Source organism: Pseudoalteromonas sp. OF7H-1, from assembly GCF_022347825.1.
GTDB lineage: Bacteria > Pseudomonadota > Gammaproteobacteria > Enterobacterales > Alteromonadaceae > Pseudoalteromonas > Pseudoalteromonas maricaloris.
The window spans coordinates 171,799-189,064 of sequence record NZ_JAKRFX010000011.1; the positions used below are offsets into that span (position 1 = coordinate 171,799).

A 17,266-nucleotide genomic window follows, 5' to 3' on the forward strand; every position below is an offset into this window, starting at 1 on the left:
TTTCTAGCGCTAAAAGCAAGTATTTGGGGGCCGATTGGCTCCCTTTTAGTTTGGAACATTATGTCTGAATATTTCATTCCGAGTGAGTCACTGAGTCATCATGAGGAAATTAAGAAAAGCACGTTTATCGTGCATTTGGCCCACACGCCAACCATCGAAGATGCTAAAGCGTTTATAAAGCAGATTAATGACGCGTATCCCGATGCAAGACACAATTGTTGGGCACACATAGCTGGGCCCCCTGGTGGCAGCCATGTACTAGGGTTTTCTGATGATGGCGAGCCTAACGGGACGGCTGGTAAGCCAATGCTAAATGTGCTGATGGGATCAGGGATTGGTGAGATCACTGCGGTGACGACGCGTTATTTCGGTGGTATTAAGCTCGGCACTGGGGGATTGGTCAGAGCCTATGGTGGTACGCTTAATAACGCGCTAGCACAGCTAAGCACGACTAAAAAGGTACCGGCTTCTATTATTGTTGGCCACAGTGATTACCATCTTCAAGGTGTGATAGAGCAGCTATTACAAAGTCAGTTTACAGTGCTAAATTTAGATAAAGAATACGCTGCTAATATTACTTGGCAAATAGCAGTGGATAGTCGTGAAACACAACAAATCATTGATGCTATTTATGAATTAACCAATGGTGTTGTATTATTTAAGCAACTCAAGGAGTAGGTTCTACTTCTTTACATTCACTAATTAACCTCTGGTTAAATAACAAAAAGCGCAGCGTACAAAATGCAATTTCGTACCATAATAAAAATACTCGGGCAGTTAGTCGCTCTATTTAGTATCACTATGGTGCCACCAGCCATTGTATCTTTGATATATAAAGATGGTGGTGGTGTACCTTTTGTTTTAGCTTTCATTTTTAGTGTGCTAATGGGTTTGTTTGCGTACTACCCAAACCGCAAGGAAAACGGCGATCTTAAAGCCAGAGAGGGCTTCTTAATCGTTGTCTTATTCTGGCTGGTACTGGGGTCGTTTGCATCATTGCCGCTTATTTTCTTAGATAAACCGAATCTATCTCTAGCAGATGCCGTGTTTGAAGCTTTTTCTGGGCTGACAACTACAGGGGCTACGGTCTTGACGGGCATAGAACATTTACCTAAAGCGGTATTATTCTATCGCCAGCAGTTGCAGTGGCTTGGTGGTATGGGGATCATTGTTTTGGCCGTAGCCGTTCTTCCTATGCTTGGAGTTGGTGGCATGCAGTTATATCGTGCTGAAACACCAGGTCCAGTTAAAGACTCAAAAATGACACCGCGTATTGCCGATACCGCCAAGCACCTTTGGTATATCTATGTGTCTCTAACGGCGGCTTGTACGCTGGCTTATTGGATAGCAGGAATGAATTGGTTTGATGCTATCTGTCATGCGTTTGCCACGATAGCCATCGGCGGCTTCTCAACCTATGATGCTTCTATGGGTTACTTCGATAATCCATTTATTAATGTTATTTGTGTCGTCTTCTTGTTGATTGCTGCCATTAACTTCTCGCTACATTATGCTGCGGTATCTAGTCGCAATATTAAAGCCTATTTGCGAGATCCTGAGTTTAAAGTCTTTCTGTTTATCCAGTTAGCGTTGGTGGTGATTTGTTTTGCGGTATTGTCGTCAAACAATGTCTATGAAACGGGTGATGAGACCTTAGATCAAGCGATGTTTCAGGCTGTGTCAATTAGTACTACCGCGGGCTTTGCGACCGATAGCTTCTCAACCTGGCCGCTGTTTTTACCTATTCTCTTGATTTTCTCCAGCTTCATTGGAGGCTGTGCTGGCTCTACGGGTGGTGGTATGAAGGTTGTACGTGTCTTCTTGCTCTATTTACAGGGGATCCGTGAGCTTAATCGTTTAGTGCATCCGCGTGCTATATACTCGATAAAATTGGGTCGAAAGGCACTACCAGATAAAGTGGTTGAGGCTGTGTGGGGGTTCTTTTCGGCCTATGCTCTGGTATTTGTGATTATTATGATTGCATTGCTCGGGACGGGACTCGATAACATTACTGCGTTTTCAGCAACTGCGGCTTGTCTAAACAACTTGGGGCCTGGGTTGGGAGACGTTGCGGCGCATTATGGTGATATTAGTGATACCGCAAAGTGGATCCTTACGCTTGCAATGGTCTTTGGTCGCTTAGAGATCTTCACGCTGTTAGTCTTATTTACTCCTACCTTCTGGCGTGGGTAACTGTGCTTAAGTTGTGGGCTCCTTTGCTGAGAGCCTACAACTGACTGTGTCATTACCTCTTTTCTGCCACTCTAGTGACAAATTGTCATTTTATTTTTGAACTTCGCAAAGAAAAAGTTAATAAAAAATTTCAAAAACTCGGATTTTCGGGGTTTTCAAGTGTCAATATTTTTACAACGATTTAACTTGGAGGCGACGATATTGCTTGCCACACGCTTTTCAGATAAAGGATTTAAAGTGATAAAGGGATTTGCTGCTAGCCATGAGCAGGGTTTAGGTATGCAGCTTATAGAACGAAGCGTAATACAGTTGAATAGCTTAATCGATGAAGTCGGTTACTTGCAGCTTAATCAGCTTACATTAGGTCGTGCCCAGAGCTATGACTTATTTCATCAAGTTGGCTGTGAGAGCGGTGCACGTTTCGTTGTTCAAGTGATCTCAGAAAATGAGCTCTGGCAAAAGCGCCAGATACCAGCAATTATCGATGATTTTGAGACTGAGGGAGTGGGCTGTTTATTCAAGCGTGATGTCTCGGGTATATTATTTGTTGCTAAGCGCAATAGCGAACCTATGATGTTATTTATTGAAGCAGAAGAGCTTGCATTGCCACAAAGCTCACTTGAAGTACAAAGCAGAATGATGACTCTAAGAGATGGCGCATTAATGCTAAAAAGCCATTTTTTAGTAAAGTAATTGACCCCTTTTTAGGTATTGTTGGTAGTCGAAGAGTTGTAATTAATCTGAATTCAGTTTTAAATAGCCTTCCGCTAAAACTGCTACAATAAAAAAGTAGTAGAGTAAACTCAGGAAGGGTTGGATCCATGTTAAAAACTCAGGAGGTTGGGCAGGATACTTTGCTCACCGCTATCAGCGCTGGAAGTATTGTTGACTTAGAAATTTGTTTACCGGCAAATAGCAAAAGAGTAAAAACAGAATACGTCGGTATGCTCCAAGGGGCATTTTTAATTCTTAACCATCCCAACCCTAAGCGATTAGGCGCGGCGCTGGACTTTGTGATGGAAGGGACTTCGGTTATCGTCCGAGCTTTGCTCGAGAATGGCGATGGCCAAGTCATTGCATTCAAATCGCAAATAAAAGCGGTTTCAGTCCATCCCGCGCGGCTTATTTTTCTTTATTTACCCGAAAAAGTACAAACCTACAAACTCCGCTCGCAAAACCGTGTGCCAACCTTAATTCCCGCAAAATTTCACTGCCATGGCAGTAAAGATGTTGGGGTGATAAAAGACATTTCACTTGCTGGTTTACAGCTAGACTTAACGTCGATTGATGCCGAGCATATGGAAGAGGGGCTGAAATGTGAGGTTTTCATTGAAGGAAAAGAAGGGAATCAGATCACGCTAGAGGGCGATATTCGGCGCATAAAGAGTCATGATAAAATCGTCTCTTTAGGTATTCACTTAACCTCAGCTCCGGACATAATCCGTAGTGTATTAAAAGATTACCTAATCGATTTGTCTATTTTTCAAGATCAACAAGATACCTAGGGCGCTTTAAACGAATAAAGCGCTTACTTGGAAGAGTTTTTCCACAACACCGATTTGCTTTTTGTCGATCAGGAACATGATCACATGGTCACCAGAGAGAATAATGGTATCGTCATGTGCGATCAGTACATCTTCATCACGGACAATTGCACCAATAGTCGCGCCCGGTGGTAATTTAATATCTCGAATTGCACGACCGACAACCTTAGAAGTGTTTTCATCACCATGTGCGACAGCTTCAATGGCCTCTGCTGCACCTTTACGCAATGAATAAACGTTAACGATATCACCACGGCGAACATGGGTTAGGAGCGCTGAGATAGTCGCTTGCTGTGGTGAGATAGCAATATCAATGTCGCCACCTTGCACGAGGTCGACATAGGCACCACGTTGAATAAGCGCCATAGTCTTTTGTACGCCCATACGTTTTGCAAGCATCGCAGCCATAATGTTGGCTTCGTCGTCGTTCGTCACCGCGATGAACACATCTACTTGCTCTATATGTTCTTCTGATAGCAGCTCTTGGTCTGAGGCATCGCCACAAAAAACCACCGTATTATCGAGCGTTTCAGACAATTGCGTGGCACGAGCTTGATTGCGTTCAATAAGCTTAACGCTATGGTTCTTGTCTAATGAACTGGCCAATCCCGCACCTATGTTACCGCCACCGGCAATCATAATTTTCTTGTAAGAGCGTTCAAGCTTTTGTAGCTCGTTCATGACCGCACGAATATGCTTGGTTGCGGCGATAAAGAAGACTTCATCATCGGCTTCAATTACAGTGGTGCCGAGTGGTTTGATGGCTTTGCCCTGACGATAAATAGCGGCAACACGGGTGTCGACGTTTGGAATATGCTCTTTTAATGCAGAAAGTGCATAGCCAACGAGTAAACCGCCGTAATAAGCCTTAACCGCCACGAGTGACAGCATGCCCTCGGCAAATTGCAGCACCTGCAAAGCGCCTGGATAATCTATTAGCCTGCGGATATATTGCGTTACTAGCTGCTCCGGTGCGATGTAATGATCGACCGGTAAGTCGTCATTATGAAACAGCTTTTCTTTGTACTTTAAGTATTGTTCAGAGCGGATCCGCGCAATTTTGGTCGGCGTATTGAAAATACTATAGGCAACCTGACACGCAATCATATTGACTTCATCTGAGCTGGTTACGGCAATTATCATGTCGGCGTCTTCAGCACCTGCTTGACGTAAGATCTCAGGGTGAGCACTGTGGCCAGTGACCCCCTGTAGATCGTATTTGTCTTGCAGCTCTCTTAAGCGCTCGCCATCGATGTCGACAACGGTAATTTCATTTTCTTCACCGACGAGGTTTTCTGCCAGTGTCCCGCCGACTTGGCCGGCGCCTAAGATGATGATTTTCATATTGGTTACGGTCGATTTTCTATTATTGTTTTGTCAACTTTGCGTAGTAAAACCCATCACTCAATCCGGGTAATAGCTGCAAGCCTGGTTGTGTTTGTGTGTCTGCATCATGCAAAGGTACAAGCGTCGCATCAGGGGTCACAGAAAGAAAGCGTGCGATCTGTTGCTGGTTCTCTTGTGGTAGTACCGAGCAGGTAGCATAAACTAGTGTGCCACCGGGCTTAAGCAATGGCCAGATTTTATCAATAATTTGTGCCTGTAACGTCACCAAGTTATCAATATCAGAAGCGCGTCTTAGCCATTTGATGTCCGGGTGTCTTCTAATAACGCCAGTTGCAGAGCAAGGTACATCCAATAAGATGCGATCATATTGCTCGCCATCCCACCATGTTTCAGGGTCACTTGCATCGCCCTCAAGGCATTTGGCCGACAATCCGATCCGTTCAAGGTTTTGCTCTACACGTTGCAAGCGATCACCATCAGCGTCAATTGCAGTCACTTTGGCGTCAGCTAACTCCAAGATATGGCAAGTCTTACCGCCTGGAGCGGCACAAGCATCAAGAATATTTTCACCTGCTTGTGGCGCTAATAATCTTGCGGCTTTTTGGGCGGCGGCGTCCTGTACTGAGCAAGCGCCAGCGGCAAATTGTGGTAGCGCATAAACGTCAATCGGGCTATCAAGCAAGATCCCGTCAGGGTATTCACTATGAAGCTGATAGGCTACCCCTTCTTGATCTAGCAGAGCTGCGTAATCGGCAGTAGAGAATTGCGATTGGTTTACACGTAGCCACATAGGTGCTTGTTGTTGATTCGCTTCTAAAATAGCTTGCCATTGAGTTGGGTAAGCGGTTTTTAGTTGATTGATAAACCAGCCCGGGTGGTTGTATAAACAAGCTGGGATTTCGGCTGCACTGGTTTCCAGTTCGACCTGATGACGTTGGAAGCTGCGTAAAATTGCATTAACTAAGCCTTTCATGCCGGGCGCTCTTAGTGGCGTAAGTGCGTTTACCGTTTCGGCTACTGCAGCATGAGCTGGTACGCGCATATGTTGTAGTTGGTAAATACCCACATACAGCAAAAACTGGAAAACACGGCGCTTACCTTTAAGCGGTTGCTCAAGTAATTGCTGGCAATAGTGTTCAAGCGAAGGCAAATATCTTAATACGCCGTAGCAAATTTGCTGTAGCAGGGCTTTGTCTTTACCGTCTAACTGGCTGGTGGCAAGTGGTAATTGAGCACTTAACGACGCGCCTTTATCGACGACTTGAAATAGGGTTTGGGCAGCGAGTGCGCGTACATTACTCACGCGTCACCAACCTTAGCACCAATTGCTACCCAGTCGGCTCGACCATTCAAAAAGTCTTGTGCAGACATGGGCTTTTTACCTTGTGGTTGTAAGGTGTGAATTTCCAATGCCTGTGTGCCACAGGCAATTACGATACCGTGCTTGTCCGCACGTAGCACATGTCCTGCATCACCTTGTTCGTCAACTACCTTCGCCTGCCAAATCTTGACGCTGTTACCTGCCATCTTGGTAAAGCAAACCGGCCATGGATTAAATGCGCGGATGTTACGTTCAATTTGCGCAGCTTCCATCTGCCAGTCAATGTCGGCTTCTTCTTTGCTTAGCTTCTTAGCATAATTCGCTAGTGTATCGTCTTGCTTTTCTGGCGTGATCTCGCCCGCAGATAAGCGTGCTAGCGTATCAATAAGCGCGTCAGGGCCAAGTTCAGCAAGCTTGTTGTAGAGATCTGCACTGGTATCAGTAGCTGTAATAGGGCAGCGGGCGATGTGCAACATATCACCGGTATCTAGGCCCTCGTCCATTTGCATGATGGTTACACCAGTTTCATTGTCGCCAGCCCAAATAGCACGTTGAATAGGCGCTGCGCCTCGCCATCGTGGTAAAATTGAGCCATGAACATTCAGGCAGCCAAGTCGAGGAGTATCTAAAATGGCTTTTGGTAATAATACTCCGTAGGCGACAACAATCATGACATCGGCATCAAGCGCAGCTAGTTCTGCCTGTGCTTCCGGTGTTTTTAATGATTGCGGTTGTAGCACTGGCAGGTTGTGCTCTTGTGCTAGCACTTTTACTTCACATGCTTTGAGCTTTTTCCCGCGTCCTGCTGGGCGGTCGGGTGGGCAGTACACTGCCACGACGTCATGTTGTGATTGAATAAGTGCGTCAAGGTGGCGCGCTGCAAAGTCAGGCGTGCCTGCGAAAACGATACGCAAAGGATTACTCACGAAATACCCTAAAGTCAGTTAGTTGGAGATTGGTTAAGCTTGCTTTGCAGCGAGCTTAGCTTCTTTTTCAAGCTTCTTACGAATACGATCACGCTTTAGTGGCGATAGGTAATCGATAAATAGCTTACCAACTAAGTGGTCTAATTCGTGTTGAATGCAAACGGCAAGCAAACCATCTGCGTCTAATTCATACGTTTCACCATGTTCGTTTGTTGCCTTTACCGTGACGGTTTCAGCGCGGTCTACTTTTGCGTATGAATATGGCACTGACAAGCAGCCTTCTTCACTCACAGTAGAACCATCGCGTTTGGTTATTTCTGGGTTGATTAACACACGCGGTTCGTCGCGCGCTTCAGAAACGTCAATAACGACGATTCGCTGATGAATATCCACTTGCGTAGCCGCAAGGCCGATACCATTTTCATCGTACATCGTTTCCAGCATGTCTTTAACTATTTGACGTACTTCGTCATTAACCTCTGCTACAGGCTGTGCGACAGTGCGTAAACGCTCATCTGGGAACTTTAAAACTTCTAATATGGCCATGATTACCCTAAATCAATTTATCGTGTAAGCTGTTGTAAGCTAGTGTATGGTCTTATTTTAGCCATTCAAGTTCCCCTTTAACAGGTTTTGGTGGATAATAACCAAAAATAACCACAAGGAAGCCATCATGAAATATCCGATTGCTGCATTAATACTCGCTGGCTGCTCAGTTTTCTCTGTGAAGGCGGACACTTTGTCTGTAAAAGCAGATGCGCCGCAGCGTTATGTGGTGAAAAAAGGCGATACCTTGTGGGATATTTCAAAAATGTACTTACGTTCTCCATGGAAGTGGAAGCAATTGTGGCAGTGGAACCCTAGTATTCAAAACCCAGATCTAATTTATCCAGGAGATAGTCTCAAGCTACTCTACGATGAAAATGGTAATCCTATGCTGATGTTAGACAAGGGTGTGAAGAAACTGTCGCCGCATACGCGTATTGTTAACCAAAAAGCAGCTGCCATTCCTACGTTACCACTCCCTATCATGGAACCTTTTTTGCGTTTTGAGCAGGCGCTTTCTGAGTCGGAATTTTCTGATAGCCCAATTGTTCTCGGGGCTAACCGTAATATTAAAAATGCGACTCCGGGTCATCTTTTGTACATTAAAGCTGATTTAGTCAAAGGCGGGCACTATGCCATCTATCGTCGTGGTGAAAGCTACCGTACCTTAGACAGCCAACAACTGCTTGGCTTGGAAGCCGTGTTAGTTGGTTTAGGCCATGTGGTTGAGCAGGGAGATATCGTGGCGGGGCGTCCAGCAAAGCTACAGTTAGAAGTTGCCAAACAAGAGGTTAGGGCCGGGGATATTGTGCTACCCATATCTACAGGACAAAGTTTTCCGGCACAGTTTTCTATGTCTCGCCCCGAGCAACAAACTTTGGGCCGTATTATTGCGAGCGATAATAAGCTCAGAGAGTTTAGTACCATGAGCGTAGTGGTGCTGGATGTAGGCAGTAAAGCGCAGCTAAAAGAGGGACATGTCCTTGATATCGTAAGGCAATCGCCTACAGTTATAGAAAGCCAGCACGGTCCGCGCTATATTGAAGATGCATCACGACTCGACAAACTGATCACCGAAATGGGATCTTGGTTTGGTGAGGAAAACGATGACGACAGCGTAGTATGGCATATGCCAAAGGAAAAAGTCGGTGAGTTGATGATCTTTAAAGTGTATGAAGACTTAAGCTACGCTATGGTTGTTGAAACTTCGGAGCCGATCCGCGTTGGTGATCATGTACAAGCATTCAAGGAAACTGCCAGTAATTAAGTGGTAGAATTTCTCCTTGAGTGAGTCAGTAAACTCAAGGAGAGAGTATGAAACAAGCTAAACTAGCTCAAGCTTTGGCATTAACCCTGTGCCAAGGACTGGGTATCAAAACCATCACCGCATTACTTAATCAAGTCCCCCTTACGCAATTATTCACATTAAGCCAGGTTGAGCTTTGTAAGCTTGGGCTACCAGAAACTATTGCTGCCAACTTAGCGAGCACAGATTGGTCTCGTATAGAGCACATACTGGCTTACTGTCAACGTCAGCAAATTGATGTTGTATCTTTGTTTTCTCCTGAATATCCCGAGCAACTAAAAGAGATCTGTAATCCTCCCTTAGTACTATTTTGCAGAGGGAATATTGCGTTATTAAAACAACCACAAATTGCGATTGTTGGTAGTCGCAGTTCAACGAGAACTGGGCTTGGGCTTGCACATGAATTTGCACAGGGCTTAAGTTGCTCAGGGTTGGTGGTGACGTCGGGTATGGCAAGAGGAATTGATGGCGCAGCGCACCAAGGTGCACTTGATGTTCAAGGAGAAACCATTGCCGTGCTAGGGACTGGTGTTGATGTTGTTTACCCCAAACGCCATCAACGACTTTATGAAGACATCGTACAGCATGGTTTGGTGGTGAGTGAGTTCTTACCAAACACTCAAGCAAATAGTAATCATTTTCCGCGGCGTAATCGCATAATCTCAGGTTTATCTTTGGGTGTTTTGTTGGTTGAAGCCGAAGTAAAAAGTGGCTCGCTGATTACTGCACGCTATGCACTGGAGCAAAACAAAGAAGTGTTTGCGATCCCAGGCTCAATTAAAAATCGATTAAGTAGCGGTTGTCATTACTTGATTAAGCAAGGGGCAAAACTCACCGAAAATATTGAGGATATTTTGGAAGAAGTGAGCTTTTTTTGTGAAAACAGTCTATATAGTATAGAAATAGGGGAGCAAAAAGAGGAGCAATGTCCCGTATTAGAAAACCTTGGCTTTGAGGTGACGTCAGTCGACACTTTAACGCAAAGGACCCAGTGGCCAGTAGAGCAGGTGATTGCCAGACTATTGGACCTAGAACTCGAAGATAAAGTAGAGCGTGTACTCGACGGCTACATAAAACTCGCGAGGGGTTAAGAAGATGTTTGATATTTTAATGTATTTATTTGAGAACTATATTCACAGTGAGGCAGAAATCTTTGTCGAACAAAACGAACTCACCGATGAACTCCTTCGCGCCGGCTTTAATCAAGGCGAAATATACAAAGCGCTTGATTGGCTTGAGCAACTTGCAGATTTACAACACAGTGACGAAAACCCCTATTTAAATGCTAAACCGGACCATGCGACACGGATCTACACCGATAGCGAATGCAATATGCTAGACGTTGAAAGCCGTGGTTTTTTAATGTTTGTGGAACAGGTCGGAGTGATTGACAGTACCACCAGAGAAATGGTGATGGATCGTTTATTCGCGTTGGATAAAACCTATATCAGCCTAGATGATTTAAAATGGGTGATACTAATGGTGCTATTTAATGTGCCGGGTAAAGAACATGCTTATGCGCAGATGGAAGATCTGATTTTTACCGAGCCTGCATCTGTAGTTCATTAACTCTGCTCTAGCATGACAAGTTTCCTTCGGTAAGTTGAGGCCTTGAGCTCAGCTTACCGCCTTTCAAATAATGTTCCTGCTTAGTTGAAAACATTGATATCAAATACTTGCAAGGGGGAATTTCCATCATTTCCTTGACCCTAAAAACGAGGCTATTATATTAGGCGCATACTGGCACAAGGGGGCGGTGGTAAAGCGATGAGTAAAATAGACCATGCATTATTTAATGCAGACAAACATGCATTAGAAAAAGAGTATGAAGTATGCCCAGAATGTGGCTCTGAGCTGGTAATCAAAAACAGTAAAAATGGTCCATTTATTGGCTGCGCTAGCTATCCAACTTGTGATTATATTCGCCCACTCGCACATCATGATAGCCATGTAATTAAAGTACTAGAAGATGTGGCTTGTCCTGAGTGCGGCAAAGATTTAGTGATAAAAAATGGCCGCTATGGCATGTTTATTGGCTGTACTGGGTATCCTGATTGCCACTATATTGGTCATGAAGATGCGCCACCCACAGCGGCGTTACCAGCGTGTCCAAAATGCCAAAAAGGCAACCTAATTCAGCGTAAAAATAAGTTTGGTAAACACTTTTATAGTTGTGACACTTATCCAAGTTGTAAGTATACCTTGAACGCCAAGCCTGTAGAGCAGGCTTGCCCTGAGTGTCATTGGCCCGTGCTGGTGGAGAAAACCCGAGCGGGTAAAGCTGTGCTACAATGCCCACAGAAATCATGTCAAAAGATAGTGGAAATACCGTGAGTAATGACAATAAAGCGGATGCTGCGACAATAACAACGCCTGAGTCAGCACTTCAAGCTGGCGAAGTGATCTGTTATCCAACGGAAGCCATTTATGGTTTAGGTTGTGATCCTGATAACCAAGATGCGGTCACTAAGTTACTAACAATCAAATCTCGACCCATAGAAAAAGGGTTAATCTTAATCGCCGACAATTATGGTCAATGTTTGCCCTATGTGGATGACAATAAAATCCCGATGGATAAGCGCGCTGATATTTTTTCGTCATGGCCAGGCGCCATTACTTGGTTATTGCCAGCGAAAGCCAGTACGCCGCATTGGTTAACAGGGGGGCACGATACTATCGCTATTCGTGTTACTAGCCATCCCATTGTAAAGCAGTTATGTCAACGCTTTGGTAAGCCGATTGTATCTACCAGTGCCAATATAACTGGTCAAACTCCGGCTGTTTCGTTGTCAGAAGCTCGTAGCCAGTTTGGCTCACAAGTTGGCTATTATGTTGAAGGTGAGTTAGGTGGTAATACGACCCCAAGCGTCATTAAAAATGCAATGACTGGCCAAGTGATCCGAGGATAAAAAGTACCATGAGTAAAATAAACCTAGAGACCGTAAAAGCCTTTTTATTACAACTACAAGATAATATTTGCCAAGGCTTAGAGGCTGCTGATGGTAACGCCCAGTTTGTTGAAGATGCCTGGGAGCGTGCTGAAGGTGGTGGCGGTCGCACTCGCGTGATCCGTAATGGCGATGTTATTGAGCAAGGCGGGGTAAACTATTCACATGTTTTTGGCGCTTCCATGCCAGCCTCAGCGACGGCACACCGTCCAGAGTTAGCAGGCAGAAGCTTCCATGCCTGTGGGGTATCTTTAGTGATCCACCCGAAGAATCCCAATATTCCAACTAGCCACGCCAATGTGCGTTTTTTCATTGCTGAGAAAGAAGGTGAAGAGCCGATTTGGTGGTTTGGTGGCGGTTTTGATTTAACCCCATTTTATCCAGTTCTTGATGATGTGAAGCACTGGCACCAAGTTGCAAAGGATTTGTGCGCACCATTTGGTGACGCGGTATACGGTGACTACAAAAAGTGGTGTGATGAATATTTCTATTTAAAACATCGAGATGAGACTCGAGGTGTGGGTGGTTTATTCTTTGATGACTTAAACCAGTGGGGCTTTGAAAAGAGCTTTGCATTTATGCAAGCTGTTGGTAATGGCTTCCTTGATGCTTATCTACCTATTATTGAAAAACGCAAAGATACACCGTATAGCGAACAAGAACGTCAATTCCAGCTATATCGCCGAGGCCGTTACGTTGAATTTAATCTGGTATGGGATAGAGGCACATTGTTTGGCCTACAAACAGGTGGACGTACCGAGTCTATTTTAATGTCGATGCCACCATTGGCACGTTGGGAATATGACTTCCAGCCAGAGCCAGGATCGAAAGAAGCTGAGCTGTATAATTATCTTACGCCAAAGAATTGGTTGGCGATGTAATAGAGTAAAAAAGGAGCCTCGGCTCCTTTTTTACTTTTAGCGGTTCACTTAGTTTAATTTAAATCCGCGCACTTGCTCATCCAAATCGCGCGCAAGGGTGAGCAACTCTTCACTGATCTGTTTAGAGCCGTGGGCATCAACTAGCGAGCGCTCAGCATTATCGCTAATCGCCACTACGCTACGATTGATTTCTTCAGCGGCCAGGTTTTGCTGCTCAGTGGCATCGGCAATTTGCAGGTTTAAGGCATTAATTTCGTGCATCTGTGTCGAGATGTCTTTAAGCGCTTGTGCCACTTTCTTGACCTGATGTGCGCGGTCATCTGCTTCTTCGCAAGAAGCACTCATTGCTGCCACGGTTTGCTGTGCCTCGGACTGTAGCTTATCGATAGTGCGTTTGATTTCATCGGTTGAGTCATGTGTTCGTGTCGCAAGTGTTCTGACTTCGTCCGCAACAACCGCAAACCCTCTTCCTGCTTCCCCGGCGCGCGCGGCCTCTATTGCTGCATTGAGCGCTAAGAGGTTGGTTTGCTCCGCGATACTACTGATCACTTCGAGTACTTTACCCACTTCAAGAGTTTGTGCTTGGAGCTGAGAAACTTGTTCTGCAGCTTGCCTTACATCTTGTGCTAATTGGTTGATACTTTGCTCAGTATGATTAGCAACAGCCATGCTTTCCTCCGCGAGGTGATTGCTGCTATCCGACTTTTCTGATGCAAAGTGGGTGGTATTTTTTACTTCACTTGAAGAGCTTTCAAGCTCATTAATTGCGGCTGCAACAGAGTCCGTCCCTTGTTTTTGCTCTTGAATGGCCAGCTCGGTAGTTTCCGCTGAAGCATATATAGATTCTGCTGAGTGAATAAGTATTTTTGAAGAGTTGGATAACTGCGCAATATTGTCTTTAAAGCTATCCATCATTTTATTGAAGTTAATCGCCAAGCGTCCAAGCTCGTCATCGACTTGGTCGTCTATTCGTAATGATAAGTCTTTGTTCGTCGTTGCGAGGCGCATGGTTCGGCCTAGCGTTTTTAGTCGTACTATAAAGAGCTTCCTAAAAAGTACGCCTAAAATCACAAAGGTGGTAATAAAGATAGCAGAGAGAAGCGCAGTGCTAAACCATGTATTAGTGTGTACCGTATTATCAATATCATCCAAAGAGTAGCTGATCCGCACAACACCGAGCACATCGCCTTCCTTTGCCTGATGACAACCCAAGCAATTTGTTCCTTTATAGCTTTCTTTGGCCACCATCGGCTTTAAATAAGTCATGATGCGACTACCGTCGCGCTGTTCAATAACTAAGGTTTCTTTCCCGTTCAATGCATCAAATTCAGCCTCAGAGTTAGGTGCTTGATTTGCATTACCTGGACCGTAAAGCTTATTAACTTGTTCGGAGCGGATAATATGCGCATCTTCGATATTTGGATGATTGCGAATTTTATCACTCAGAATTTCACGGTTTGCCATGGTGCCGGTCAGCATCATAGTATTGATAGAGTCAAAGTAATTATCTGCCAGTAGCTTAATATTACTTTCGACGGTTTCTTCAGCGAGCGTCTTTTGTTGACTGCTGCTACTAAGGATACTGGCAATCAAGACGAGCACGCCCGTCACTGCCAGTAACGCATAAATTTTATGTTGAATAGATTTCACACGCATCGCACCTGTACACAATTAGAACAGTGATTATGCATCTCTACTCAAGAGCGGGATTTGACCTAGCGCAAAATAGCCGTGTAATTTTAATTAACTAATACTTTACTCTTATTCTTGATTAATCATATGTGTCGCAAGCTGAGCGAGGGACTGCCTTAATCCTTCTCTTAATAATGGGTTTCCTACCTCTAAGTCTAATGCTTTATTCATGCAGTGCATCCATTGATCCCGTAAATCTTGGTCGATAGAGAAGGGCATATGGCGCATTCTTAGGCGTGGGTGACCATATTTCTCTGCAAATAAATCGGGCCCGCCTAACCAACCAGAAAGAAATTCAAAAAATACCTGTCTGATCCTATCTAATGGTTGTGGATGCATATCGTAAAGCGGCTTTGCATAGGGGTCGGTTGCCATAATATCGTAAAAGCGGTTGGCAAGATCGCGGGCGCCTTGTTCTCCACCAATGATTTCATAAGGTGTTTTTTCTGGAGTGGGGGCACTATTCTTTTGTTCTACGGTTGCATCTTTATTAAAGATACGTTTAATTAACTGCTTCATAATGACTCTTTCAAGGCGCTCATATAACGATGGACAAATACGCGGTATTCGGTAATCCGATAAAACATTCTAAATCGCCAGCAATCCATGCGCAATTCGCACAGCAATGCCAGCAGCAATTAGAATACGAGGCTATTTTGGTATCAGAAGATGCCTTTATTCAAACTGCATCGACATTTTTTGCCCAAGGTGGTTGTGGTGCGAATGTGACTTTACCTTTTAAAGAGCAGGCATTTGCCTTTGCGGATACCCTCACCGAACGAGCTAAGCTCGCTGGTGCCGTCAATACCCTAATCAAACAGCAAGATGGCAGTATTACAGGCGATAATACTGATGGTGCAGGTCTGGTACGAGATCTCATGAAACACCAAACTAAACTTGAGGGAGCTAACGTACTATTGATTGGTGCAGGTGGCGCCGCCAAAGGCTGTATCTATCCGCTCCTCCAGGCCGGAGCAAAACGGATCGTCGTGACCAACCGTACTGAGTCAAAGGCATTGCAACTAGCAGAGCAATTTGCCTCGTATGGAGAGGTTACAGGGTGTGGCTTAAACAATCCCCCCGACATTGGTTTCGATATTGTGATTAACTCCACCTCATCGAGCATCACAGGGCAAGTGCCAGATGTTAGCCCTACTGTTATTACATCCTGCTTAGTTGCCTACGATATGTTCTACAGCGACCAGCAAACAAGTTTCTTAGGCTGGGTGGCGCAACATAATCAACAAACGCAATTGATTGATGGCATAGGTATGTTAGTTGAGCAGGCCGCAGAAGCGTTTTACCAATGGCGAGGGGTGAGACCTGATACGTCCGAAACATTTAGACTTATTAGAGGGTAAATATGAACCAAGCAATACTGTTTAATGATGACATCAGTTATCAGCAGGGAGAATTAACGTTTACGGCGATGGCCAGTGGTCAGCTGATCAGCTGTAAAATTGCAACTAAGCTTGAGCAGGAAGCCGCAATAGCGCACTTTGCTCAGCATCAATTCGATTATGAAATGCAGGCTGAGCAGTTAATAGAGGATGAAGCGTTTAATGAGGCGGGAGAGATAAGCTTAGCTTTCCTCTAAATATTCATCTTTCAGTTCCACGTAATTTTGGGCGGACACTTTTAAAAATTGTAGTTCTTGTTCGGTGAGGGGTCTGGCTTGTTTTACCGGACTACCGACATATAAAAAACCGGACTCAAGATTTTTATTAGGCGGGACAAGTGCACCACCGCCAATAATAACGTCATCTCCTACGGTGACGTTGTCCATAATAATTGCACCCATACCTACGAGAATACGATTACCAAGTTTGCAACCATGCAACATGACTTTATGACCAACAGTCACATCATCACCAATAATAAGCGGGTAACCGTCAGGTACTGAAGTGCTCTTTCTTGTTAAATGCAGTACGCTTCCGTCTTGAACATTAGTTCGTTTCCCTATCTTGATGTAGTTCACATCGCCTCTGGCTGCAACCAATGGCCAAACGCTGCTGTCTTCGCCAATTTCTATATCACCGACCAAAATGGATGATTCATCAATATAAACGCCTTGTGCCAAGCGCGGGGATTTACCTTTATAACTTCTAAGCATGTCTAGATTACTCATCTCTCGTGTCTTGTGTCACTAGTGTAGAGTGTTGAATTGTAAAACTCTAGTACGAAAAAACTGCAAAAAGATAAGCAAAAGTGTCAAAAATAAGCGTTTCGCTTCATTTTTGCTCGAACAAACGTTTTTTCGCAATTTTCTTTAAAAAAAGGGTTGCACTAAAATCGGATCGCCATATAATGCGACCCCACTGACACGGGGCACTACGCTGAAAAGCAAAGCAGCAACGAGTTAGCGTCAAGTAAAACTTAAGTTATAAACTTCTTCTCAAGAAATTCAAAATTAAGTGTTGACAAAAAATCGGGAGTGCTTAGAATGCACATCCCTCGAAACAACGAAATGTTTCGAAATGTTCTTTAAAAATATGAAGCAATCATCTGTGTGGGCACTCGTACAGATTGAGTTCTAACAGCAGATTCTAGTTCGCTAGATGA

The 17,266-nt window shown here is 44.5% G+C and carries 19 protein-coding genes; 12 read left to right on the forward strand and 7 right to left on the reverse strand.

Annotation, left to right across the window (positions count from 1 at the left end; all coding sequences use genetic code 11):
- Positions 1–60 precede the first annotated feature (60 nt).
- From MHN30_RS14990 to MHN30_RS15005, 4 genes are all read left to right on the forward strand, one after another.
- The gene (locus MHN30_RS14990; RefSeq protein WP_039493122.1) at positions 61–678 is read left to right on the forward strand and encodes a YigZ family protein; all 618 of its coding nucleotides are present in this window, start codon (positions 61–63) and stop codon (positions 676–678) included.
- A gap of 63 nt (positions 679–741) precedes the next feature.
- Positions 742–2,193 (forward strand): TrkH family potassium uptake protein, encoded by a 1,452-nt coding sequence (locus tag MHN30_RS14995; protein ID WP_010376815.1) that lies wholly within the window; start codon positions 742–744, stop codon positions 2,191–2,193.
- A gap of 159 nt (positions 2,194–2,352) precedes the next feature.
- Positions 2,353–2,886: a hypothetical protein gene (locus MHN30_RS15000; RefSeq protein WP_239360173.1), complete on the forward strand. Its 534-nt coding sequence runs from the start codon at positions 2,353–2,355 to the stop codon at positions 2,884–2,886.
- 128 nt (positions 2,887–3,014) lie between these two features.
- Complete coding sequence (locus tag MHN30_RS15005; protein WP_039493118.1) at positions 3,015–3,698, forward strand: flagellar brake protein; 684 nt, start codon at positions 3,015–3,017, stop codon at positions 3,696–3,698.
- Between the two features lie 6 nt (positions 3,699–3,704).
- Here the strand turns inward: MHN30_RS15005 and trkA are convergent, their stop codons facing one another.
- From trkA to def, 4 genes are read right to left on the reverse strand one after another with little or no spacing between them, the layout of a single operon-like run.
- Positions 3,705–5,081: a Trk system potassium transporter TrkA gene (gene trkA / locus MHN30_RS15010; protein WP_017218519.1), complete on the reverse strand. Its 1,377-nt coding sequence runs from the start codon at positions 5,079–5,081 to the stop codon at positions 3,705–3,707.
- A 22-nt stretch (positions 5,082–5,103) separates the two neighbouring features.
- Positions 5,104–6,387, reverse strand: a complete 1,284-nt coding sequence (rsmB, locus tag MHN30_RS15015) for a 16S rRNA (cytosine(967)-C(5))-methyltransferase RsmB (protein ID WP_239360175.1) — start codon at positions 6,385–6,387, stop codon at positions 5,104–5,106.
- Positions 6,384–7,331 carry a methionyl-tRNA formyltransferase gene (gene fmt / locus MHN30_RS15020; protein ID WP_239360178.1) on the reverse strand — a complete coding sequence of 316 codons (948 nt, stop codon included), beginning with the start codon at positions 7,329–7,331 and terminating at the stop codon, positions 6,384–6,386. Before fmt ends, rsmB begins: the two co-directional genes overlap by 4 nt.
- A 33-nt stretch (positions 7,332–7,364) precedes the next feature.
- Positions 7,365–7,877, reverse strand: a complete 513-nt coding sequence (def, locus tag MHN30_RS15025) for a peptide deformylase (protein ID WP_039493112.1) — start codon at positions 7,875–7,877, stop codon at positions 7,365–7,367.
- Between the two features lie 127 nt (positions 7,878–8,004).
- Between def and MHN30_RS15030 the strand changes: the two genes are divergently transcribed.
- The 6 genes from MHN30_RS15030 to hemF all read left to right on the forward strand — a co-directional run bounded on the left by MHN30_RS15030 (position 8,005) and on the right by hemF (position 13,012).
- Positions 8,005–9,144 (forward strand): LysM domain-containing protein, encoded by a 1,140-nt coding sequence (locus tag MHN30_RS15030; protein WP_239360179.1) that lies wholly within the window; start codon positions 8,005–8,007, stop codon positions 9,142–9,144.
- 47 nt (positions 9,145–9,191) lie between these two features.
- Positions 9,192–10,274: a DNA-processing protein DprA gene (gene dprA / locus MHN30_RS15035; RefSeq protein ID WP_239360180.1), complete on the forward strand. Its 1,083-nt coding sequence runs from the start codon at positions 9,192–9,194 to the stop codon at positions 10,272–10,274.
- A gap of 4 nt (positions 10,275–10,278) precedes the next feature.
- Positions 10,279–10,752: a DUF494 family protein gene (locus tag MHN30_RS15040; protein WP_010376797.1), complete on the forward strand. Its 474-nt coding sequence runs from the start codon at positions 10,279–10,281 to the stop codon at positions 10,750–10,752.
- 198 nt (positions 10,753–10,950) lie between these two features.
- Positions 10,951–11,517 carry a type I DNA topoisomerase gene (locus tag MHN30_RS15045; RefSeq protein ID WP_010604181.1) on the forward strand — a complete coding sequence of 189 codons (567 nt, stop codon included), beginning with the start codon at positions 10,951–10,953 and terminating at the stop codon, positions 11,515–11,517.
- Entirely contained in the window at positions 11,514–12,092 is a 579-nt protein-coding gene (locus MHN30_RS15050; protein ID WP_239360183.1) for an L-threonylcarbamoyladenylate synthase, read from the forward strand. Before MHN30_RS15045 ends, MHN30_RS15050 begins: the two co-directional genes overlap by 4 nt.
- 8 nt (positions 12,093–12,100) lie before the next feature.
- Positions 12,101–13,012 carry an oxygen-dependent coproporphyrinogen oxidase gene (gene hemF, locus MHN30_RS15055; protein ID WP_010604183.1) on the forward strand — a complete coding sequence of 304 codons (912 nt, stop codon included), beginning with the start codon at positions 12,101–12,103 and terminating at the stop codon, positions 13,010–13,012.
- A gap of 48 nt (positions 13,013–13,060) precedes the next feature.
- Here hemF and MHN30_RS15060 read toward each other — a convergent pair whose 3' ends face one another.
- Together MHN30_RS15060 and MHN30_RS15065 are read right to left on the reverse strand one after the other, a co-directional pair.
- Entirely contained in the window at positions 13,061–14,668 is a 1,608-nt protein-coding gene (locus MHN30_RS15060; protein WP_069021911.1) for a methyl-accepting chemotaxis protein, read from the reverse strand.
- 105 nt (positions 14,669–14,773) lie between these two features.
- A complete protein-coding gene (locus MHN30_RS15065; protein ID WP_239360181.1) occupies positions 14,774–15,223 on the reverse strand; it encodes a group II truncated hemoglobin in 450 nt (149 codons plus the stop codon).
- Positions 15,224–15,252: 29 nt separating this feature from the next.
- Here MHN30_RS15065 and aroE point away from each other — a divergent pair, with 29 nt between their 5' ends.
- Complete coding sequence (gene aroE / locus MHN30_RS15070) at positions 15,253–16,065, forward strand: shikimate dehydrogenase (protein WP_239360182.1); 813 nt, start codon at positions 15,253–15,255, stop codon at positions 16,063–16,065.
- Positions 16,066–16,067: 2 nt separating this feature from the next.
- A complete protein-coding gene (locus tag MHN30_RS15075; protein WP_130165260.1) occupies positions 16,068–16,301 on the forward strand; it encodes a DUF1488 family protein in 234 nt (77 codons plus the stop codon).
- Here the strand turns inward: MHN30_RS15075 and MHN30_RS15080 are convergent.
- Positions 16,287–16,832: a gamma carbonic anhydrase family protein gene (locus MHN30_RS15080; protein WP_130165261.1), complete on the reverse strand. Its 546-nt coding sequence runs from the start codon at positions 16,830–16,832 to the stop codon at positions 16,287–16,289. The two genes, MHN30_RS15075 and MHN30_RS15080, sit on opposite strands and share 15 nt — an antisense overlap.
- Between the last annotated feature and the right edge of the window lie 434 nt (positions 16,833–17,266).